We start from the raw sequence: 21,957 nt of genomic DNA, 5'->3' as shown, positions 1-21,957 counted from the left end.
TTCAAGATATGCAAAAAAGAGATTTGCCTTTATAACAAACATGGGGGTTTTTAATAATACGCTGCCTAGTTATTTAAAAACTGGTGAGTTTGCTGATTTTAGATGTATTCAAGAAAACTTGAGACAACAGTTTATTAATAAGCATTTAAGTGAAAAAAAAGCTTATGGCTATGCTATTGATTCCCTAGGGAAAATATATTTTTCAAAAAAGTTTGTATTATTTGATGAATAGTGTAAGTTTAGTATACTATTTATAGAATGGAGTTTAATTTATGGGATTCACTGAGGACAACTACGAACATGCAGTCATCGAACTTTTTCGCGATAGTTTGGGCTATTCATATGTCTATGGTCCAGATGTAGAGCGTGATTATAGAACACCTTTATATTTGGAGGAGCTTTATCCTGCTTTGGAAAGGATCAATGATAAGCTACCGACTGTTGCAATTCAAGAGGCAATTGAAAAGCTACAGCGCTTTGAAACAGGTTCCTTGCTTCAAAAAAATAAGATTTTTACAAATTATCTTCAAAACGGTATAGAAGTTTCCTATTTTCATCAAGGAAGGAAACAATCTAATCTCGTTTATTTAGTTGATTTTGATAATGTAAATAATAATTCTTTTACTGTAATTAATCAATGGACAATTGTAGAGAAGAGCAATAAACGTCCTGATATTATAGTGTTTTTGAATGGTTTGCCAGTAGTTGTTTTTGAGTTGAAAAGTCCTTCTCGCCAAGAAACAGATGCTTCTGATGCCTACCGTCAGCTTAAAACATATCAGAAAGAAATTCCAAATTTATTCAACTANAATGCTTTTTGTGTAATGACGGATCTGGCTACTTCAAAGGCTGGGACAATTACTGCTGGTGAAGACCGCTTTATGGAGTGGAAGACTACTGATGGTAGGTTTGAAGATACTCAGTATGCTAATTTTACCACGTTCATTGAAGGTATTTTTGATAAGACTAGATTTTTGGATATTTTAAGGAATTTTATCTGCTTTTCTGAGGATGCTAAGATTTTAGCGGCTTATCATCAGTATTTTGCAGTGAATAAGGCTGCAGTATCTACTTTAAAAGCAACTAAAAGCGATGGACGGGGAGGTGTTTTCTGGCATACGCAAGGGAGTGGGAAATCTCTATCCATGGTTTTCTATGCTCATCTGCTGCAGAAAGTTTTAGACTCGCCAACTATTGTCGTCTTGACTGATCGAAATGATTTGGACGAACAGTTATATGGACAGTTTTCCAAATGCCAAGATTTTCTGAGACAGACACCGATTCGGGCAGAGAGCCGTTTACATCTGAAAGAACTATTGACTGGTCGCCAAGCCAATGGCATTATATTTACAACTATGCAGAAGTTTTCAGAGTCAGAAGAGGCGCTTTCTGATAGAAAAAACATTGTTGTCATGGCTGATGAGGCTCATCGTGGACAGTATGGACTTGAAGAAAAGATTAAAATTACCAAAGGAAAAGATGGAGAAAGCGAAGCGAAACTAGTCGTCGGAGCAGCCAGATTGATTAGAGATAGCTTGCCTAATGCGACTTATATTGGATTTACTGGAACGCCTATTTCTACTAAAGATAAGTCTACAACAGAGGTTTTTGGTAATTACATTGATGTTTACGATATGACACAGGCGGTTGAAGATGGCGCCACTCGGCCCGTCTATTATGAAAGCCGTGTCATGCATTTAAAACTAGATGAAAATATCTTGCATTTGATTGATACAGAGTATGACTTGATGGCACAAAGCGCTGAATCACATGCGATTGATAGAAGCAAGAAGGAATTGGGTCGTCTTGATAGTATTTTAGGGGCCGATCAAACTATTAGTGCCTTGTGTGAAGATATCATTACTCATTATGAAGAAAATCGTGCGCAGGAATTAACTGGAAAAGCAATGATTGTTGCTTATTCTCGTCCGATTGCGATGAAAATTTATCGTACCTTACTTGAAAAGCGTCCGAATTGGACAGAAAAAATTGGAGTTGTCATGACTTCTAGTAATAATGATCCGGAAGAATGGCATGATATAGTAGGGAATAAGCGCCATAAAGAAGAGATGGCTAAAAGGTTTAAAGACAATGAAAGCCCATTTAAGATTGCTATCGTCGTTGATATGTGGCTGACTGGATTTGATGTCCCTAGCCTTGCAACCATGTATGTATATAAGCCAATGCAAGGTCATAATCTTATGCAGGCAATCGCTCGTGTTAACCGTGTATACAAAAATAAAGAGGGTGGACTTGTAGTTGATTATATCGGTATTGCAAGTGCTTTAAAGCAAGCCATGAACGATTATACAAATCGAGACAAAGGTAACTTTGGGGATACTGATATAGCTAAGACAGCTTTACCAAAGTTTGTTGAAAAACTAGAAGTCTGTCGTGATTTGTTTTATGGGTTTGACTATTCAGAATTCATGCTCTCTAAATCAAGTGATTTAATCAGAGCTAAAACAATTAGTGGTGGGGTAAACTTCTTGTCAAGTGTAGACAAGGAGAAGAAGAAAGAGCTCTTCATAAAAGAATCGTTACTCTTACGCCAAGCGTTATCACTTTGTCGTTCTTTGCTTACTCCTGAGCAACGTTTTGAAGCAGCTTATTTTGAAGCAGTCAGAACATTGCTGACACGAATAACTGGGGAGGGTAAAAAGCTTTCTCTGAAAGATATTAATGATCGTATCAATGAGTTACTAAAAGCTTCTATCAAGAGTGAAGGTGTCATTAATTTATTCTCAGATATTGATACAGGATTTTCGTTATTTGATCCTAAATTTTTAGATGAAATCTCTAAAATGAAGGAAAAAAACATAGCGGTAGAACTCTTAAAAAAATTATTACAAGAGCAGATTACCTTATATCAAAGAACAAATTTAGTCAAATCCGAAAAGTTCTCTGAAATTCTTTCGCGAGCGATGAGAGCATATCTGAATGGCATGCTTTCGAATGGAGAAGTTATTGCTGAATTAATGAAAATGGCCAAAGAAATGGCGAAAGCTCACGAAGAGGGGGATTCTTTAGGTCTTACCGATGAAGAATTAGCTTTCTATGATGCTTTGACGCAACCACAAGCAGTCAAAGATTTTTATGAAAATGATGAGCTTGTTGCAATGACTCATGAATTAACGGAGACATTGCGCNAAAGCAGAACTATTGATTGGCAGAAAAAACATTCTGCGCGTGCTCGTATGCGCATGCTTGTTAAACGGCTCCTTAGGAAATACAAATATCCACCGGAGGGTGTCGAAGATGCCATTGTGACTGTTATCAAGCAATGTGAAATGTGGACGGATAATCCTGATAATAATTATGAGTCCTATTTATTTTCTGACCAACTGATGGCTGCTGAAAGTAGTGTAGAATTTGAATCGAAGTAAAATTTGACCGGCTATGCCGGTGGCCTTGATAAAAAAGCCTTCCTGTTGAAACTAGAGGCGGGGGAGAAAACTGATTAAATCTTTCTATTCAAGACTTTTACCATTTTACTGGTGAGAGTCTTTTGCTTGTATTAATAAACTAAAAAACCCCTTTGTCAGCTGCTGTAAGTGACAAAAAGGGGGGGGGATTAGTCGATATGCCATTGTGTGGCCAGCCAGTCGGCAAAGGCAGCATAGCGCTCTTTGAGGGCTTCATGATGCCCGTAAGGGTCAAAGATAGAGTAGGTAGTAAGGATTTCTTTCTGAATCAAGCGATGAATTTCTTCAGCATAGAAAGGAGCTTTGGAAAGTCGGTTCGAGTGATTCGCACCTTCTGTCTTTCCATTCTGCAAATAGACTAGACAGTCCTTGTTTTTCAAGTCCTGTGTTTGGCAATAGTCGCTAAAACCTGGGTACCAAAAAGAACCGCAGATAGAAAAAACACAAGGAATCTCGGAGACGCTATAGAGACTGTAAACAGCCGCTAGTCCACCGAGAGAGTAGCCACCATAGGCAATTCTATTTTCATCCAGTAGGTAGCTCTGTCTGATTTCGGCTAATATACCGTTGAATAGTTTCTGATGGTAACTATCTGCTCTGCCGCCAAAATCAGGATTGCCAGGTTTTAGAGCATTTGCTTTCCAGGGTGTATAATCGTCCAGCCTGTTGTTTGATATCAGTCCGATTAAGATTACCGATGAAGAAAGCCTGCTCAGGTAGTTTATCTGGCCATCATTTAGCAAGATTGCTGGATAAGGTCGTGATCCGTCATAATCTTGGGGCAGGGCAATATTGACAGTGATACCCTCCCAGACAAAGGTCTTATTTATTGACAAAGTCATTGATTTTCTCGAGTGAGTCGATTACAGCGGGACCATAATCCATGAACTCATCATAGGAGATGGTCATGATTTTCTGATTTTTGACCGCTGGTACATCTTCCAGAACGGGATTAGCTTTCATTAGATCAACTGCTTGCTCATCCATGGCCTTGTTGCGGTCGCTGGTCACGTAGATGATGACTTCTGGATCCATAGAGACCAGATTTTCCAAGGTTAGGTCAGAGGTTCCAGTCGCTACATTGGTATAGCCGAGCTGGTTAAGCAGGCTCTCCTGCAGGGCTGACTTATAGGCACCGAAAGTCTCATCGTTGTAGGCACACATGATGAGCGCTTTTTTCTTTTCGCCTTGGCTAGCCTTATTAGTCTTCTTAACACTGTCAATTCTTGCCTGCAGCTGGTCAGCATACTGATTGGCCTTGTCTTGGACATTAAAGATGGTTCCTATATTCTTGACATCTTCAACGATATTGCCTAGATCTTGCTTGGTATTGGACAAGGAAGCCTTCTGTGTATAGACAGGGATTTTGTTTTCATTCCAGGCACTGACTGTCCCCAGAGATTTCTCGGAAAACATCATGTTTCGACCAAGAAGAGCATCTGGCTCATAGGATAGCACAGTTTCCTGTGATACGGTTTTCTTGTCGCCGACTTGCGGAATGGTGGCAATATCAGCCTTGTATTTATCTGTGACATCATTGTCTGGATTGAGCATACCGGCGATCTTGTCTTTCAATCCTAGTTCAATCAAGATTTCGGTCGTCGAAAGGTTGTTGGTGATGACCTTTTCCGGTGCCTTTTCAAAGACCTGATCAATCTCCTTGCCTTCGGCATCGTAAGTTTTGATTGTCACTGGATATTTTGTCTCTGCTGTGCTCTTTTTCGCGCTTTCTGTTTTGGAGGAAGATTGTGAAGTTGAGCTTTCTTTCGTACTTTCCTTAGATGAAGAATTGCAGGCTGCCATTGTCAGTGCAGCAGTTGCGACGAGTAAGATACTGAGTGTTTTTTTCATATTGCCTTCCTTTCTTGGGCTTGGAGCTTGTATAGATAAAGCTGAGAGCAGGCTCTTATAGATACTGAATCATGGCCTGTCGATCCTTGGTCCAGATCACTTTGCTCTGAATGCCGTAAACGGCTTGCAGTGAATCATGGGTGATGGCCTCCTTTGGAGCGCCTTGGTATGCAATCTCACCTCCTTTCATGAGGTACAAATAGTCTGAATACCGACAAGCCAGTTGGATATCGTGTAAAACAGCCAAAACATTGATGTTCAGGTCTTTGACGATACGCAGCATATCCAGCTGGTATTTGATATCCAAATGATTGGTCGGCTCGTCTAGGAGCAGTAGGCTTGGCTGCTGGGCCAAAGCGCGTGCCAACAGGACTCTTTGCTTCTCACCGCCAGACAGGGATAGATAGGTTCGGTTCCCCTTATCTAGCATATCCACCTGCTTCAAGGCATGACGGACGAGGGCATAGTCTTTTTCGCTCTCTTTTTGAAAAATGGACAGATGCGGCGTCCTGCCCAGCATGACGATTTCTTGGACAGTGCAGTCAAACTGAAGATGGTTAAACTGAGTTACAACGGCTATTTTCTGGGCTGCTTTTTTTATGCTGACCTGTTCAAGCGGCCTTCCGTTTAGATAAATGTCCCCGCTATCAGGTTTGATTTGGCGGTAGATTGTTTTGAGCAGACTAGTTTTGCCGCTTCCGTTGGGTCCTAAAATAGTGTGAAACTGATTTCCATCGACCTTGAGTGAAATCCCTTTTAAAATCTCTTTTTGGCCAATAGAATAGTGGATATTTTGGCAAGTTAGATCCATATCAGCTGCTGACCTCCTTTCGGCTTTTGGCTACAATGTAGATAAAGAAGGGTGCACCGACCAAAGCGGTGAAGATCCCAATCGGCAGCTCGGCGTTTTTGACCAAAATTCGAGCCAAAACATCTGCCCAGACAAGAAAGAGTGAGCCGAGCAGAGTAGCGATAGGAAAGAGTCTTTTGTAGTTGGTACCGACTAATCTGCGAGCAATGTGCGGAGTGATTAGTCCGACGAAGCCGATAATACCGCAGCAGGCAACTAGCACCGCAGTCATGACTGCGACAACTGTGATATAGAGGAACCAGTAAAAACGCAGAGGTACCCCCAGTGTCAAAGCTGCTTCGTCCCCCATCATCATGGTATTGAAAATACGATACTGGGAACAGAAAAACAAAAAGGAGAGACCAACAACAAGAGCTGGCAAGGCAAGATCTGACCAAGAAGTTCCGGCCAGTGAGCCCATAGTCCAGAACTTGATTGTCATAAGGCTGTCAGCATTAGCACCGACAGAAATGATAAAGTTGGAAAAGGCGATAAAAAGGGCATTTACAACTGTTCCTGATAAAATCAGACTGCTTGTCGTCATTTTTCCCTGCATGGATGCGATAAAAAGGACCACGGCTGATGCCAGAATGGCTCCTATAAAGGCACCTGTGCCAGTAATGGATTTGAGCCCTAAGATAATGCTCAGTGTGGCTCCGAAGGTTGCACCCGCTGAAATTCCTAGGATATAAGGCTCTGCGATGGGATTGTTGACAGTAGATTGCATGACGCTACCACAGACAGAAAGGCCAGCACCAGCTAGGATTCCCAAGAGCACTCTTGGAACCCGCATGTTCCAAACAATAGCGATTGTAGACGGCGATAGTTTGCCTGTGCCAAGGGAAAAGCCGAGCTTGCTGAAAATAATCTGGTAAGTATCCTGTATATCAATAGTGACCGATCCCAGGGATACAGCTAAAAAGAGGGAGAAAGCCAGAAAAATGACGAGAAGCAAGAGCAGGCAGATATAGCGAGAAAATCCGTGATTTTCTGACTTTTTAAAGAGCATCCAGACCTCCTTAACAGCAAAGATTAGAATTTTTAGACAATTTCATAAAAAATTATAACATTTTTAAATCAGAAGGGCAAGAAGGGATAAAAACCTCTGATAAGAAAAGGTTTAATGACGTTTTATCTTTTCAGTGATGAAAATATGTTTCTGGTGTAAGAACTGGCTAGAGCGGAATAATTGAGTTTTTCGGAAAGTATATGACAACCGATATTATTGGAGGAAAAGTAGGTGAACCTAAATGGCTTAGTATAATTATTGGGAAACAAGAAAAAACGACAGAAATATTTCTATCGTTTTTTGAAATTATAAATGCTTAAGGACTGAGATAGCTATAACGATGATCAAAACCTATTTGAGCTAAAGAAGAGTGAGAAGCGCTCACTTTATTCAATTTTCTCATTAATCAAAAAGTGATGCCTGAAAGCTTTCAATAATGGTAGCCCAAATAACCAGAAGGTCTTTGCCAAGCCAAATAATCATTAAAGACATAATATAGGCTTATAAAATTCTATTCAAAATACAGCAAGTCCTTGCTAGTCTCGGTGAAGAGTTCAAAACCATTTTTAGTGACATGGCCGCAGTCTTCGATGCGGACACCGACCTTGCCAGGGATGTAAATACCAGGCTCAACAGAGAAGCACATGCCTTCTTCGATGACCATGTCGTTGCCCTCCATGATAGATGGAAATTCGTGAACATCCATACCAATACCGTGGCCGAGGCGGTGATTGAAATACTCACCGTAGCCAGCTTTTTCGATGACTTGCCGAGCGGCACGGTCTACTTCATGAGCTGTGACACCTGGCTTAATAAAGTTAAGAGCAGCTTGCTGGGCTTCCAATGTCAGATGGTAGATATCTTTTTTGAACTGGTTCGGCTGGCCAACAGCAACGGTCCGTGTCATATCGCTGGCATAGCCATTAACCATGCAGCCAAGGTCAAAGAGCAGGAGGGCGTTATTTTCGACTTTATTGGCACCGGGAATGCCGTGCGGATTAGCTGCATTATTTCCCGTCAGTACCATAGTTTCAAAGCTCATCTCATAGCCTTCTCGCTTGATGGCAAAGTCAATCTGAGCGATGATATCTGTTTCGGTATTGTCCAGTGAAATATTGTCAAAACCGATATTAACAGCCTTGTCAGCATATTGGCCGGCTACCAGCATTTTCTGGATTTCATCGGCAGACTTAATCAGGCGCAAGCGGTTGACGTAAGGAGTCAGGTTGGTAAATTCTGCACTATCAAAGACAGTTTTCAATCCATGATATTTGGTCAAAATCAAGTTATCAAACTCAAGAGCGACAGTCTTGAAGGAGTGAGCCGGCAGGGCAGCTTTAATCTTCTGCCAAGGATTTTCCGAGTCTATATAGCCAAGGACTGAAAAGGGAACAGAACCTGAAGCACGCTCAACCTCTAGAGCAGGCACGAAGAGCAGGGGTTCATGGTCAGGATAGACAAACAAAAACATCTGCCGCTCATGCGGGTCGCTGTAAAAACCAGTCAGATAATTGATAGTGACTGGATCAGACAGGACAGCAGCATCTAGCTTCTCATTATCGAGATAGTGGGTGATTTGTTGAATTTTTGTCATGGTCACAACCTTCTTTCTATGCCTCTATTTTGGCAAAAAATGTCAAAAAAAGCAAGACTTTTCAAAAACTTATCAAAATACTTGAAAGTGTTTACAAGAAGTGATAAAATGGTGAATGTAGGAAAGTGAAAACGATATTTTCAATAGAAGAAAGGAAACTATATGAACACAGACGACACAGTAACGATTTATGATGTCGCCCGTGAAGCGGGAGTTTCGATGGCGACAGTCAGTCGAGTAGTGAATGGAAACAAGAACGTCAAAGAAAACACACGTAAAAAAGTTTTAGAGGTCATTGATCGTCTTGACTATCGTCCAAATGCAGTGGCACGTGGACTAGCCAGCAAGAAGACTACAACCGTCGGCGTTGTCATTCCAAATATTACCAATAGCTATTTCTCAACCTTGGCAAAAGGGATTGATGATATTGCCGAAATGTATAAATACAACATTGTCTTGGCTAACAGTGATGAGGATGATGATAAGGAAGTATCCGTTGTCAATACACTCTTTTCTAAGCAGGTAGATGGCATTATTTTCATGGGCTATCATCTGACGGAGAAAATTCGCTCAGAGTTTTCACGTTCGCGTACACCGGTCGTTTTGGCAGGTACTGTCGATGTGGAGCATCAGCTTCCGAGCGTTAATATTGACTACAAGCAAGCAACGGTTGATGCTGTAGAATTACTGGCTAAGCGCAATAAGAAAATTGCCTTTGTCAGCGGACCGCTTGTAGATGATATCAACGGGAAAATCCGTCTATCAGGCTATAAAGATGGCTTGAAGAACAAGAAACTTTCATACAGCGAAGGCTTGGTTTTTGAATCAAAATATTCTTATGATGATGGCTACCACTTGGCAGAGCGTGTCATTGCTTCCAAAGCAACTGCAGCTTTTGTCACAGGAGATGAACTGGCAGCAGGCCTCTTAAATGGTCTGTCTGATAAAGGCATCAAGGTTCCAGAAGATTTTGAAATCATTACCAGTGATGATTCGCAAGTAGCTCGTTTCACTCGTCCTAACCTTTCCACAATCGGTCAGCCTCTTTATGACATCGGCGCTATCAGTATGCGCATGCTGACTAAGATTATGCATAAGGAAGAATTGGAAGAACGCGAAGTTCTCCTGGCTCACAGCATTAGCGAGCGTAAATCAACTCGGAAATAAGCGGTGTCTGTAAGTCTGATTAGGAACTTATCTGAGCTTGAAAAGCGAGCGAAGAGACTAAGTCAATGACTGCTTTAAGAGAGTTTCATGACTATGAAGCGAGGAGAGTGGGACAGAAATCGGTAATTCGTTAGAATTCGATTTCGTCGTCCCACCTCCGCACAGTTGAGTAGGGCTGTAAAAGCTGATGAAATCAGCGTAGTAGAGCCCACTCAACCACTGCGTCTTGCTCGACAATCCAAAGATAATTGAGAGGCTAGGACTTTTGTCCCAGCCTCTTTTTTGTGTTTCCGTTTAGCTAGGGGTACTTTTCTAAGCCTTATCAGGCTTTGGATGGATTTTTTACCTCATTTGCCCTTGTGGATTTCCTTTTTATTTTATTTTAGGTATAATAGGAAGTATGAAAGTATTACTGTATCTTGAAGGAAAGTCCGTTTTGGAGAAATCGGGAATTGGCCGAGCCCTCCAGCATCAGATGCATGCCTTGGATTTGGCTGGGATTCCTTATACGACGGACGTTTTAGGAGATTATGATGTGGTCCACATCAATACCTATGGTCCCCGTAGCTTGCTTCTCCTGCATGCTGCCAAGAGGGGCAATAAAAAAGTGATTATGCATGGGCATTCGACCAAGGAGGACTTTGAAAATTCCTTTATTGGATCTAATCTCTTTGCTCCGCTTTTTGGTAAATATCTGACGCATATGTATAAAAAGGCGGATTTCATTATCACGCCATCGGAGTATTCCAAGCAGCTGATCCAGTCTTATGGGGTCACAACACCTATGGTAGCTGTGTCAAACGGCATTGACCTGCCTAGGTATAAGAAAGATGCTCGCAAGGAAGAAGTTTTTAAAAAGTATTTTAAGATTGAAGAGGGGCAGAAGGTGGTCGTTTGTGCTGGCCTTTATTTCCGCCGCAAGGGGATTGAGGATTTTGTAGAGGTTGCCCGCAGGATGCCAGATGTGCGCTTTATCTGGCTGGGCTCTATAAATCTCTGGCTGATTCCGCGCAAGATTCGTCGTCTGGTTCTCTTTGACCACCCTGATAATGTCGAATTCCCTGGCTATTTTAAGGGAGCGGTATTTCAGGGAGCCATGTCTGGAGCGGATGCCTTCTTTTTCCCATCCTATGAGGAAACTGAAGGAATTGTTGTCCTGGAAGCCTTGGCCAGTGAGCAGAATGTTGTGTTGCGCGATATTCCAGTTTATCATGGCTGGGTGGATGAGCGTTCAGCCGAGCTCTGCAACAATGTAGATGAGTTTGTCCAGTCTCTGAGAAATATCCTAGATAAAAAGGTGGATAAGCGTGAAGCAGGCTATCAAGTGGCTAAAAGCCGGTCCATTGACGATGTCTCAGGTCAGTTAGTTGAGGCTTATCAAACAGTTTTGGAGATGTAAGATGCGTATTGGTCTTTTTACAGATACCTATTTTCCTCAGGTCTCTGGGGTTGCTACCAGTATTCGGACTTTGAAGACGGAGCTGGAAAAATTAGGTCACACGGTATTTATTTTTACGACGACGGACAAGGATGTCAATCGTTATGAGGATTGGCAGATTATTCGAATTCCCAGCGTACCTTTCTTTGCCTTTAAGGACCGAAGAGTGGCTTACCGAGGATTTTCTCATGCCTTAGAAATTGCCCGCCAATATCAGTTGGATATTATCCATACCCAGACAGAGTTTTCACTAGGGCTGCTGGGGATTTGGATTGCCAAAGAACTGCGAATTCCGGTAGTACATACCTATCATACCCAGTATGAGGATTATGTGCACTATATTGCCAAGGGAATGGTCATCCGTCCTAGTATGGTCAAGTACATCGTCCGCGGCTTCATGAGTGATTTGGATGGGGTTATCTGCCCTAGTGAGATTGTTTATGATCTCTTGGTTGACTATAAAATCGAAGCAGAAAAACGGGTAATTCCGACAGGGATTGAGCTGGCGAAGTTTGAGCGGCCGGAAATTTCGCGTGAGGATATCAAGAAGCTTCGTTTCAAGTTAGGTCTTGCTGAAGACGAGATTATGCTGCTCAGTCTGTCCCGTATTTCTTATGAAAAGAATATCCAGGCTATCGTTGAGGCGATGCCTGCCGTCCTTGAAGAAAATGACAAAGTCAAGCTAGTCATTGTCGGCGACGGTCCTTATGCAGAAGACTTGAAAGAATTGGTTGCCAAGCTTCAGATTGAAGAAGCTGTCATCTTTACGGGGATGATTGCTCCAAGTGATACGGCCCTTTACTATAAAGCTGCGGATTTCTTTATCTCTGCCTCAACCAGTGAGACTCAAGGTCTGACTTATCTGGAAAGCTTAGCCAGCGGCACACCGATTATTGCCCATGGAAATCCTTATCTGGATAATGTTATCAGTGACAAGATTTTTGGGACCCTTTATTACCAAGAGCGGGATTTATCAGGCGCTATTTTAGAGGCGATTATTGCGACGCCTGACATGGATGAGCAAAAGCTAGCAGACAAGCTTTACGAGATTTCAGCGGAGAATTTTGGTCGCAGAGTCTATGAGTTTTATCTAGATTTGACTATTTCCAAAGACTTCCATAACGAGCTCAGCCCAGAGGAAAGTGCTGCCAAGCGTCTGGCCAAGACAGTGGCCTATCTGCCTGGAAAAGTCATTTCTCTTCCAATCAATGGCTCCGTTCGTATCCTCAAAGCTTCGAGTAAGCAAGTGAAAAAAATCAGGAATATTACTAAATTATTAGAATAGAAACATGCCTTGCATCATTGTGGCAATAGCTATTTATGCAAGGTTTTGTTTAGAAATAGAGGAGAAATCTTATGAAAAAATATCTCAAACAGTTGCCGTGGTTGCTTTTGTTCTATGGCATTTTCATTGCTTCAGATTGGATTTGGCAAGAGCTTTGGAGATATCTTATAGACAATACAGAAAGTGTAGAAAGTGTTTTGAACTGGCTTTCAAACTTTAATATTTTGTATTATCTTTTACTGCTGCCCTTGGTTGGTGCAGGGATTTCTTATATAAATACTCGGAAGAATGGCTTCGTTTTGCCCTTCCTCCTTCTGATTCCTGGTGTCCATTATTATTATCTATTCAAAAACTTTTTTGACGGCCTTTTTTACTCAGGAGACAAGATTTATAATCCAATCACTTCCACGCTTTATAATGATAGGGATATTCATGTCTTGTTATTCCTTTCTTTGGGAGGAATGCTGTTGGCAGAGCAACACCGTAAAAAACGTCAAGCAGCTACTTTGAGTCAAGAGTCTCTCAATCGTTTTTCCGGTTTTGATGGCCAATAGCTCTTGCAAATTTTTCCAATCGTGCTATAATGTTTTCTAGAGACAAATCACCTGCAGGAAATCTTTTAGAGAGCGCGTGGAGCTGGAAATCGCGTAGAGGATGCAGTTGGGACTACTCTATTATCTTTTATGCAAACATAAAACGGTGGCTACGTTAGAGCCGATTCGAGGTGTAGGTCTTTTGACTTGCATAAATGAAGGTGGAACCACGTTGCGACGTCCTTTTGAGGATGTCGTTTTTCTTTTGTCAGAAGGAGGGAGAATGGTGCTTTATATGATTGGCGGATCGCCTTGTAGTGGGAAGTCAACAATTGCTTCACTTCTTGCTAGACAGTATCAGCTGCTTCATATCAAACTGGATGATTTGGTAGACGAGATGATGAGTCAAGCAAGTGTAGACTCACAGCCGATTTGCCTTCTTAGACAGGACAGAAATCCGGAACAAATCTTGATGAGAAATCCAGAAGAGATGGCAGATGAAGAATGGCGCTTTTACGAAGAGATTTTTCCTTATGTAAAATCTTACTTGATAAAAAATCAAGATAGACCTCTCTTGGTGGAGGGGGCAGGACTTTTGCCTCACCTGATAAAAAGTCTTGAAGAACCAGCGGTTTCCTATCTATGCTTGACTCCGACAGCTGATTTTCAGAAAAAGCATTATAAACAGAGAGAATGGGTTCCTTATGTCTTAGAGGGAACATCCAATCCTGAGCAAGCTTTTGAAAACTGGATGCAGCGGGACATTCTGTTTGCCCAAATGGTGCGGAAGGAAGCGATGAAATTAGGTTATTCTAGTCTCATGACAGATGGTCGTCAATCAGAAAAGCAGACTGCGGAAGAGATTGCTCGAATCTTTAAATTGTCCAATATAAATAGAATAGATATTAAAGGAGAAAACACATGATTAAGATTACTTTCCCAGATGGCGCTGTTCGTGAATTCGATTCTGGCGTGACAACTTTTGAAATTGCTCAATCTATCAGCAATTCCCTGGCTAAAAAAGCCTTGGCTGGTAAATTCAATGGCAAACTGATTGATACAACTCGTGCTATCACTGAAGATGGCAGCATTGAGATTGTGACACCTGACCATGAGGACGCTTTGGATATCTTGCGTCACTCTGCGGCTCACCTCTTTGCCCAAGCTGCTCGCCGTCTTTTCCCAGATATTCACTTGGGTGTTGGACCAGCTATTCAGGATGGTTTCTACTACGATACAGATAATGAAGCAGGGCAAATTTCAAATGAAGATCTGCCTCGTATCGAAGAAGAAATGAAGAAAATCGTCAAAGAAAACTTTCCATCCATCCGTGAAGAAGTGACCAAGGATGAGGCGCGTGACATTTTCAAAAACGATCCTTACAAGTTGGAATTGATTGAGGAGCATTCAGAAGATGAAGGTGGTTTGACCATCTACCGTCAGGGCGAATACGTGGACCTCTGCCGTGGCCCGCACGTTCCATCGACAGGTCGCATCCAAATCTTCCACCTTTTAAACGTGGCTGGCGCTTACTGGCGTGGGAACAGCGACAACGCAATGATGCAGCGGGTTTATGGTACTGCTTGGTTTGACAAGAAAGACCTGAAGAAATATCTGCAAATGCGGGAAGAAGCTAAAGAACGCGACCACCGTAAACTTGGTCGTGAGCTTGATCTCTTCATGATTTCACAAGAAGTGGGACAAGGTTTGCCATTCTGGCTGCCAAATGGTGCTACTGTCCGTCGCGAGTTGGAGCGCTACATCGTTGACAAGGAGTTGGCTTCAGGCTACCAACACGTCTACACTCCACCACTTGCTTCTGTAGAGCTTTATAAGACTTCTGGTCACTGGGAGCACTACCAAGAGGATATGTTCCCAACCATGGATATGGGTGACGGGGAAGAATTTGTCCTTCGTCCCATGAACTGCCCTCACCACATCCAAGTCTACAAACACCATGTTCACTCTTACCGCGAGCTGCCAATCCGGATTGCTGAGATTGGAATGATGCACCGCTATGAAAAATCTGGTGCCCTGACTGGTTTACAGCGGGTGCGTGAAATGTCCTTGAACGATGGCCACCTCTTTGTAACGCCAGAGCAAATTCAAGAAGAATTCCAGCGTGCGCTGCAGTTGATTATTGATGTTTACGCTGACTTCAACTTGACAGAATATCGTTTCCGTCTGTCTCTTCGTGACCCTCAGGATACGCATAAGTATTTTGATAACGATGAGATGTGGGAAAATGCCCAAACCATGCTGCGAGCAGCCTTGGACGAAATGGGTGTGGACTACTTTGAGGCAGAAGGAGAAGCAGCCTTCTATGGTCCGAAACTTGATATCCAGGTTAAAACAGCCCTAGGAAATGAGGAAACTCTGTCAACTATCCAGCTGGACTTCCTCTTGCCAGAGCGCTTTGACCTCAAGTATGTCGGAGCTGACGGTGAAGAGCATCGCCCAGTTATGATTCACCGTGGAGTTATCTCAACCATGGAGCGCTTTACAGCCATCTTGATTGAAAATTACAAGGGAGCCTTCCCGACCTGGCTGGCTCCGCATCAAGTGACTTTGATTCCTGTTTCTAACGAAGCCCATATCGACTATGCTTGGCAAGTGGCTAAGAAGCTGCGTGACAAGGGTGTTCGTGCTGATGTTGATGAGCGTAATGAAAAGATGCAGTACAAGATTCGTGCCTCACAAACTAGCAAGATTCCTTATCAACTCATCGTTGGTGACAAGGAAGTAGAAGACGGTACTGTTAATGTCCGCCGCTACGGTCAAAAAGAAACACATACAATACGAGTAGACGAATTTGTAGAGCAAATCTTAGCAGACATTGCTAGCAAATCACGCCTTGAAAAGTAGAATTCATTGGATAACGATTAAACCCGAGCAATTAGCTCGGGTTTAATTTTCTATCTGTAAGTAAAAATTTCTTTACTAATTATGTTAGCAAATTTGATCTTAATTCAAGTATTTATCCACATAATCATCAAAATCAGGATACTCATTTCGGTTCATAGCATAGAGCATTTCCCCATAGAGAGGGTCGCTAGACGGGTCATCAGGTTCTAGAAGAGTAGCTATTTTCATATCATCATCTGGGAAAAGGATGGTGTAGTGATAGGTGTCGCTGACAGTAATACTGTAATATTTGGTGTTATCTTGATAGCCTGACTTATCTATCTTATAGTGAAATTCTTTATCGCCTAGCTTGCCTGTTTTGCCATTAAAGACAATGTCAATGTCCTCGCCGTTTGCTTTCTGAGCCTTCCATTTTCCTTGAAAGCTAGCGTGCTGACCGCAGGCGCTGAGAAAGATTAGTGATAAGAAAGTGATGAAAAGCCATGTTAGTTTTTTCATATCGTTCTCCTTGTCTATCCTTTGATATTATTCTACCACAAATATTAAAAATAAAAAAGCTGAGTTGGTAAACTCAACTTTTAGAAAGTAGTTCTGTATTTGAGCTATCTATTCCGCAGCTTGGGCCCAGNGTTGGGATAGCTTGCGCGAGAAGCTGGAAATGGCGAAGTTAATCAGGAAATAGATGACTGCTACTAGTAGGTAGAGAGCGAAGACTTGTTCAGCTTCAAAATAGCGTCCCATCAGAATTTGAGCAGAACCAAAAAGTTCTTGGAGCGCAATAACAGAATAGAGCAGGCTGGTATCCTTAATCACTGTGACAAACTGAGAAATGATGGCTGGCAGCATTTTCCGAATAGCCTGAGGTAGAATGATATAACGCAGAATCTGAAACTGAGTAAATCCTTGAGATAAGCCAGCTTCAGTCTGACCTGGGTCAATGGCATTGAGACCGCCCCGGATAATTTCTGCCAAAGCAGCAGAAGTAAAGACAGTGAAGCTGATGATACCGGCTGGCGTTGACTTAATCTGAAAGACTAAAAAGATAGTGAAAATCCAGAGCAGATTGGGTACATTACGGACAAATTCGATATAAATGCTGGCAATCAGCTTGAGCAGTTTATTTTTTCCATTGCGCATGACTGCTAGAATAGTTCCAAAAATCGTGGATAGGACAATGGAAATGAAAGAAATTTGCAGCGTCAGCCAAAGCCCCTTAAGGATAAAGAGGAGGTTGTTTGCGGTTAAGACTTTTAAAATATTTTCCATAGAGACCTCCTTAGATGCTGTAAGCTTGTTTATTGGCTTCCTCTACCCTACGTCCCCAGCTAGCGATTGGGAAGCAAAGGAGGAAGTAGAGCAGAGCTGCTCCGGCAAAGGCTGGGATGTAGTTGGAGTTTAGAGCAGACCAAGACTTGGTCACGAACATCAGATCCATACCAGAGATAATAGCGACGGTAGATGTATTTTTTATCAGATTGACGACCTGATTGATTAGCGGTGGCAGGATAATCCGAAAAGCTTGGGGCAGGATGATGTATCGCATGGTTTCGACATAGGTAAAGCCCTGAGATAGTGCAGCTTCAGTCTGTCCGCGAGGAATGGACTGGATACCTGAGCGGATAACTTCGGCGATATAAGCACCGTGATACAGTCCTACACAGAGAACAGCAGTCCAATAGATTGAGGGCATGATGGTGTAATTGCTGACTAGCGGAAGACCGTAAAAGACAATTACAAATTGAACTAAGAGTGGTGTATTCTGATAAAACTCAACAAAAACACGAGCAAGACCACGTAGAACTTTATGCTTACCTGTGCTGATAGCTCCGAAGAAAATCCCTAGTAGAAGAGCCAAGGTCAGGGCACCGATAGAAATGGATAAGGTAAAGAGGAATCCTTGGAAAAACTTGCCAAAGTCCGCAAAGTAGGCCTGCCAAGAAGAAATACTAAAACTCATGGGGTCTCCTTTCTAATCATCTGTTGAAGTAGATGGTTTTAAATCATATTTGTCATAAATTTTCTGCAGACTGCCGTTTTCCTTCCATTTAGAGATTAGGCCATCTACATAGTCATTCAATTGAGTATTGGATTTTTTTGTTACCACACCATAATCAGCTTTTTTGAAGCTGTAATCCAGAATGTTTGACTTGGAACTTACATAGCCGGTCAGAATGGACTTGTCAACAGAAATAGCATCAATACGGTGAGCCCGCAAAGAAACAGCAAGTTCAGGGTAGGAGCCTAATTCCACATATTTAAAGTTGAGTTTTTTCTCTTGAGCGATTTCTTCCAACAAGGTTTGGGTGATAGAGCCTTGGACGACGCCGATAGTCTTGTTATTCAAGTCTTTGACGTCTGTAATTTTACTGGATTTATTAACCAAAAAACCAGAAGCATCGGTGTAGTAAGGGGTTGTGAAATTATAGATTTCCTTACGCTCTTCTGTGATGGTAAAGGTCGCAATGACCATATCAACTTGTCCGTTATCCAGAAGTGGTCCGCGGGTTTGTGCGGTAACTGGGACGTAGTTGATTTTGACGCCTAGTTCCTTGGCAATCTTCTTTGCAATATCGATTTCTAGACCGCTATATGTATTGCTATCAGGATTGAGATAACCAAAGTTAGGTACATCCTGCTTGACACCGACATTGAGGACTCCACGTTTCTGGATGGCCTTGACCTGTTGGCTGGTACTGGAATCGGCTTGTGCAGGAGCGGCGTGAATCAAGCCTAGAGTCAGAAGGAGTAAGAGTAGGCTAATGAGTATTTTTTGTAGTTTCATAGGTCTTCTCCTTTTTAAGAAAGCACGTTATCACTCTCATGGTTGATAATTTTACTGAGAAACTGCTTAGCGCGAGGTTCGGTAGGATTGTCAAAGAAAGCATCAACATCAGTAGTATCCACTAGCACCTCACCGTCTGCCATGAAGATAATACGGTCAGCTACCTCACGGGCAAAGCCCATTTCGTGTGTGACCACAATCATATTCATGCCGTCTTTGGCTAATTTTTGCATAACAGCTAGAACATCCCCGATTGTTTCAGGGTCCAGAGCAGAAGTCGGTTCATCAAAGAGCAGGAGCTCAGGGTGCATGGCTAAACCACGGGCAATGGCAATCCTTTGCTTTTGTCCACCGGACAGCATGCCTGGGTAGGAGTCTTTCTTATCCCACATGTTGACAAATTCTAGATATTTTTGAGCGATTTTTTTAGCTTCTTGTTTATCCATTCCTAGGACTTTAATAGGCGCCAAGGTAACATTTTCTAACACCGTTTTGTGGGGGTAAAGATTAAAATGTTGAAAGACCATTCCGACTTCTTTACGTAAGTTGACCAAATCTTTGGCAGCAGTGTTCGCGACCTCGTGGCCATTGACGATCAAGCTTCCCTGATCAATGCCTTCTAAAGCGTTGATTGTACGGATAAGAGTTGATTTTCCAGAGCCGGATGGTCCCAGCAGTACAACCACTTGCCCTTTTTCAAAACTGAGATTGATATTGCGCAGAGCATGGTAATCTCCGTAATACTTTTCGACATTTTTAAATTCAACTAAAGCCATATCTTTCTCCTTTGTGTTAGATAATATGACATAGATTTTACCATAGAATAAATAAACTGTCAAATTGAATAAAAATGAGTATTTTCATTTAGAAAAAATTTTTTTGGATGATAATTGTCCATTTTCTACGAATGTCTCATAAAAATGGCTTGAATTAGTGTTTTTTAAGAAAACTTTGGTATAATAAGACTATATAAATAAATAAAATTGGATTGGGAGTCTAGCTAGGCAAACTAGATTGCCTTTTGCACGTTTTGATGCAGGACGACTTAGCTGACTATGTCACAACTTTTCTATCGTGGAGTTGATTCAATCCCAATCTTATGTTAAGGTGAACATATGAAGAAAATATTAGTTGTAGATGATGAGAAACCAATCTCAGATATTATTAAGTTTAATATGGCCAAGGAAGGCTATGAGGTTTTGACTGCTTTTGATGGTAAGGAAGCCTTGGAAATGTTTGAGGCAGAACAGCCAGACATCTTGATTCTGGACTTGATGCTGCCAGAAGTGGACGGACTGGAAGTTGCTAGGACTATTCGCAAGACTAGTAATGTGCCGATTATTGTATTGTCTGCTAAGGACAGTGAGTTTGACAAGGTTATCGGCCTTGAAATCGGTGCAGATGACTATGTGACTAAGCCTTTCTCAAATCGTGAGCTGCAGGCGCGTGTCAAGGCACTTCTTCGTCGGGCAGACCTTGTTGTGGAAAACCAAGTGGAAGAAAGTGGCCCGAACGAGCTGACCATTGGGGAACTGCAGATTTTGCCAGATGCTTTTGTTGCTAAGAAGCATGGCAAGGAGCTGGAGCTGACCCACCGTGAGTTTGAGTTGCTTCACCATTTGGCGACACATATCGGTCAGGTGATGACACGTGAGCACTTGCTGGAAACGGTATGGGGCTATGACTATTTTGGTGATGTCCGCACAGTGGATGTGACTATCCGCCGCCTGCGTGAAAAGATTGAAGATACGCCAAGCCGACCTGAGTATATCTTGACTCGCCGCGGGGTTGGCTACTATATGAGAAATAATGATTGAAGCAATTAAACAATTTGTGATTTCTGCGGATTTTGTCTTTGCTATCATTATTATCGGCTTCATTGTAGTTGTGGCCCTGCTTTTACTGGAAAATCGCCGTGATAACCAAAAGCTTGTACAGCTTAATCAAAAGGTTAAAGATTTGATTGCAGGTGACTATTCTGAAGTGCTGGACATGCAAGGGAGTCCAGAAATCACAGATATGACCAACAGTATCAATGACCTTTCAGAGGTCATTCGACTGACACATGAAAACCTTGAGCAAGAAACAAAACGCCTTTCCAGTATCCTGTCCTATATGACAGATGGCGTGCTTGCGACCAACCGCCGGGGGCAGATTATCACTATCAACGATATGGCAACCAAGCAGTTGGGAGTTAAGAGAGATGAGGTCCAAAATATGAGTATTTTGGATCTGCTTTCGATTTCAGACGAGTATGATTTGCGTGACTTGATTACCAATGTTCCTGAGCTGACGATTGACTCTCAGGATGAAAATGGTGAGTACTTGAGCTTGCGGGTTCGCTTTGCCTTGGTAAGGCGGGAGTCGGGCTTCATTTCTGGTTTGGTAGCTGTCTTGCATGATACGACAGAGCAGGACAAGGAAGAGCGGGAGCGTCGGCTCTTTGTCTCCAACGTCAGCCATGAGTTGCGGACTCCGCTGACCAGTGTCAAGTCCTATCTGGAAGCCCTGGATGAGGGAGCCTTGTCTGAGCCAGTAGCACCGGACTTTGTCAAGGTATCACTCAATGAAACCAACCGCATGATGCGGATGGTGACGGACCTGCTTAGTTTGTCTCGTATTGATAATGAGACTAGCCATCTGGAAGTAGAGTTGACGAATTTCACCGCCTTTATCACCTTTATCCTCAATCGCTTTGACAAGATAAAAAATCAAGACGAAACCAAAAAATACGAGATTATCCGTGATTATCCGATAACACCGATTTGGGTGGAGATTGATACAGATAAGCTGACTCAGGTGATTGATAATATCATGAACAATGCCATCAAGTATTCGCCGGATGGTGGAACCATTACTGTTTCCATCAAGACAACTGATGAGCAGTTGATCCTCTCGATTGCGGATGAAGGTCTGGGAATTCCCAAGCAGGACTTGCCTAAGATCTTTGACCGCTTTTATCGAGTGGACAAGGCACGTAGCCGTGCACAGGGCGGAACAGGTCTGGGGCTGGCTATTGCTAAAGAAATTATCAAGCAGCATCAGGGCTTTATCTGGGCTAAGAGTGAGTATGGTGTGGGCTCGACCTTTACCATTGTCTTACCTTATGAGAATGATGGCGTCCGCGATGACGACTGGGATAATGAAGATATATAGAA

General features: G+C 42.4%; 19 protein-coding genes and 1 pseudogene. 10 read left to right on the top strand and 10 right to left on the bottom strand.

What is annotated here, in order from left to right; translation table 11 throughout:
* Both D8886_RS04865 and D8886_RS04860 read left to right on the top strand, forming a co-directional pair.
* Window positions 1–232: pseudogene (locus tag D8886_RS04865) on the top strand (hypothetical protein); the annotation flags it as partial.
* 40 nt (window positions 233–272) lie between these two features.
* Complete coding sequence (locus tag D8886_RS04860) at window positions 273–3,386, top strand: type I restriction endonuclease subunit R (RefSeq protein ID WP_125434397.1); 3,114 nt, start codon at window positions 273–275, stop codon at window positions 3,384–3,386.
* Window positions 3,387–3,574: 188 nt separating this feature from the next.
* Here the strand turns inward: D8886_RS04860 and D8886_RS04850 are convergent, their stop codons facing one another.
* The 5 genes from D8886_RS04850 to D8886_RS04830 all read right to left on the bottom strand — a co-directional run bounded on the left by D8886_RS04850 (window position 3,575) and on the right by D8886_RS04830 (window position 8,729).
* On the bottom strand, window positions 3,575–4,267 hold the full coding sequence (locus tag D8886_RS04850) for an alpha/beta hydrolase-fold protein (RefSeq protein WP_002912910.1): 693 nt from the start codon (window positions 4,265–4,267) through the stop codon (window positions 3,575–3,577).
* Window positions 4,248–5,276: an ABC transporter substrate-binding protein gene (locus D8886_RS04845; protein WP_002912909.1), complete on the bottom strand. Its 1,029-nt coding sequence runs from the start codon at window positions 5,274–5,276 to the stop codon at window positions 4,248–4,250. Before D8886_RS04845 ends, D8886_RS04850 begins: the two co-directional genes overlap by 20 nt.
* A 55-nt stretch (window positions 5,277–5,331) precedes the next feature.
* Window positions 5,332–6,087: an ABC transporter ATP-binding protein gene (locus tag D8886_RS04840; RefSeq protein WP_002912908.1), complete on the bottom strand. Its 756-nt coding sequence runs from the start codon at window positions 6,085–6,087 to the stop codon at window positions 5,332–5,334.
* Window position 6,088: 1 nt separating this feature from the next.
* A complete protein-coding gene (locus D8886_RS04835; protein WP_125434396.1) occupies window positions 6,089–7,135 on the bottom strand; it encodes a FecCD family ABC transporter permease in 1,047 nt (348 codons plus the stop codon).
* A gap of 511 nt (window positions 7,136–7,646) precedes the next feature.
* Entirely contained in the window at window positions 7,647–8,729 is a 1,083-nt protein-coding gene (locus tag D8886_RS04830; protein ID WP_125434395.1) for a M24 family metallopeptidase, read from the bottom strand.
* 162 nt (window positions 8,730–8,891) lie between these two features.
* On the opposite strand from D8886_RS04830, the gene ccpA reads away from it, so the two are divergent.
* From ccpA to thrS, 6 genes are all read left to right on the top strand, one after another.
* Window positions 8,892–9,896 carry a catabolite control protein A gene (ccpA, locus tag D8886_RS04825; RefSeq protein ID WP_125434394.1) on the top strand — a complete coding sequence of 335 codons (1,005 nt, stop codon included), beginning with the start codon at window positions 8,892–8,894 and terminating at the stop codon, window positions 9,894–9,896.
* Between the two features lie 400 nt (window positions 9,897–10,296).
* The gene (locus D8886_RS04815) at window positions 10,297–11,295 is read left to right on the top strand and encodes an LTA glycolipid anchor biosynthesis glycosyltransferase, IagA/BgsA family (RefSeq protein WP_125434393.1); all 999 of its coding nucleotides are present in this window, start codon (window positions 10,297–10,299) and stop codon (window positions 11,293–11,295) included.
* A 1-nt stretch (window position 11,296) separates the two neighbouring features.
* Window positions 11,297–12,619, top strand: a complete 1,323-nt coding sequence (locus D8886_RS04810) for a glycosyltransferase family 4 protein (protein ID WP_002894916.1) — start codon at window positions 11,297–11,299, stop codon at window positions 12,617–12,619.
* Window positions 12,620–12,690: 71 nt separating this feature from the next.
* Window positions 12,691–13,173: a hypothetical protein gene (locus tag D8886_RS04805; RefSeq protein ID WP_125434392.1), complete on the top strand. Its 483-nt coding sequence runs from the start codon at window positions 12,691–12,693 to the stop codon at window positions 13,171–13,173.
* Window positions 13,174–13,384: 211 nt separating this feature from the next.
* Window positions 13,385–14,077 carry an adenylate kinase family protein gene (locus tag D8886_RS04800; RefSeq protein WP_185761253.1) on the top strand — a complete coding sequence of 231 codons (693 nt, stop codon included), beginning with the start codon at window positions 13,385–13,387 and terminating at the stop codon, window positions 14,075–14,077.
* Window positions 14,074–16,017: a threonine--tRNA ligase gene (thrS, locus tag D8886_RS04795; protein ID WP_125434390.1), complete on the top strand. Its 1,944-nt coding sequence runs from the start codon at window positions 14,074–14,076 to the stop codon at window positions 16,015–16,017. The genes D8886_RS04800 and thrS overlap by 4 nt, the downstream gene beginning before the upstream one ends.
* A 99-nt stretch (window positions 16,018–16,116) precedes the next feature.
* Here the strand turns inward: thrS and D8886_RS04790 are convergent, their stop codons facing one another.
* The 5 genes from D8886_RS04790 to D8886_RS04770 all read right to left on the bottom strand — a co-directional run bounded on the left by D8886_RS04790 (window position 16,117) and on the right by D8886_RS04770 (window position 19,575).
* Window positions 16,117–16,515 carry a hypothetical protein gene (locus D8886_RS04790; RefSeq protein ID WP_002899932.1) on the bottom strand — a complete coding sequence of 133 codons (399 nt, stop codon included), beginning with the start codon at window positions 16,513–16,515 and terminating at the stop codon, window positions 16,117–16,119.
* A gap of 108 nt (window positions 16,516–16,623) precedes the next feature.
* Complete coding sequence (locus D8886_RS04785) at window positions 16,624–17,283, bottom strand: amino acid ABC transporter permease (RefSeq protein WP_125434389.1); 660 nt, start codon at window positions 17,281–17,283, stop codon at window positions 16,624–16,626.
* Window positions 17,284–17,293: 10 nt separating this feature from the next.
* On the bottom strand, window positions 17,294–17,974 hold the full coding sequence (locus D8886_RS04780; protein WP_002913378.1) for an amino acid ABC transporter permease: 681 nt from the start codon (window positions 17,972–17,974) through the stop codon (window positions 17,294–17,296).
* Between the two features lie 12 nt (window positions 17,975–17,986).
* Complete coding sequence (locus D8886_RS04775) at window positions 17,987–18,799, bottom strand: transporter substrate-binding domain-containing protein (protein WP_125434388.1); 813 nt, start codon at window positions 18,797–18,799, stop codon at window positions 17,987–17,989.
* A 14-nt stretch (window positions 18,800–18,813) separates the two neighbouring features.
* Complete coding sequence (locus D8886_RS04770; protein WP_002913381.1) at window positions 18,814–19,575, bottom strand: amino acid ABC transporter ATP-binding protein; 762 nt, start codon at window positions 19,573–19,575, stop codon at window positions 18,814–18,816.
* A 339-nt stretch (window positions 19,576–19,914) separates the two neighbouring features.
* Between D8886_RS04770 and yycF the strand changes: the two genes are divergently transcribed.
* Window positions 19,915–20,616, top strand: a complete 702-nt coding sequence (gene yycF, locus D8886_RS04765) for a response regulator YycF (protein ID WP_002894937.1) — start codon at window positions 19,915–19,917, stop codon at window positions 20,614–20,616.
* On the top strand, window positions 20,609–21,955 hold the full coding sequence (gene vicK / locus D8886_RS04760; RefSeq protein ID WP_002894938.1) for a cell wall metabolism sensor histidine kinase VicK: 1,347 nt from the start codon (window positions 20,609–20,611) through the stop codon (window positions 21,953–21,955). Before yycF ends, vicK begins: the two co-directional genes overlap by 8 nt.
* Window positions 21,956–21,957 lie beyond the last annotated feature (2 nt).

The organism is Streptococcus sanguinis (genome assembly GCF_003943655.1).
Classification (GTDB): Bacteria; Bacillota; Bacilli; order Lactobacillales; family Streptococcaceae; genus Streptococcus; species Streptococcus sanguinis_F.
The sequence above is the reverse complement of the archived record's forward strand: the minus strand, read 5'-3'. Positions and strand labels throughout refer to the sequence as shown.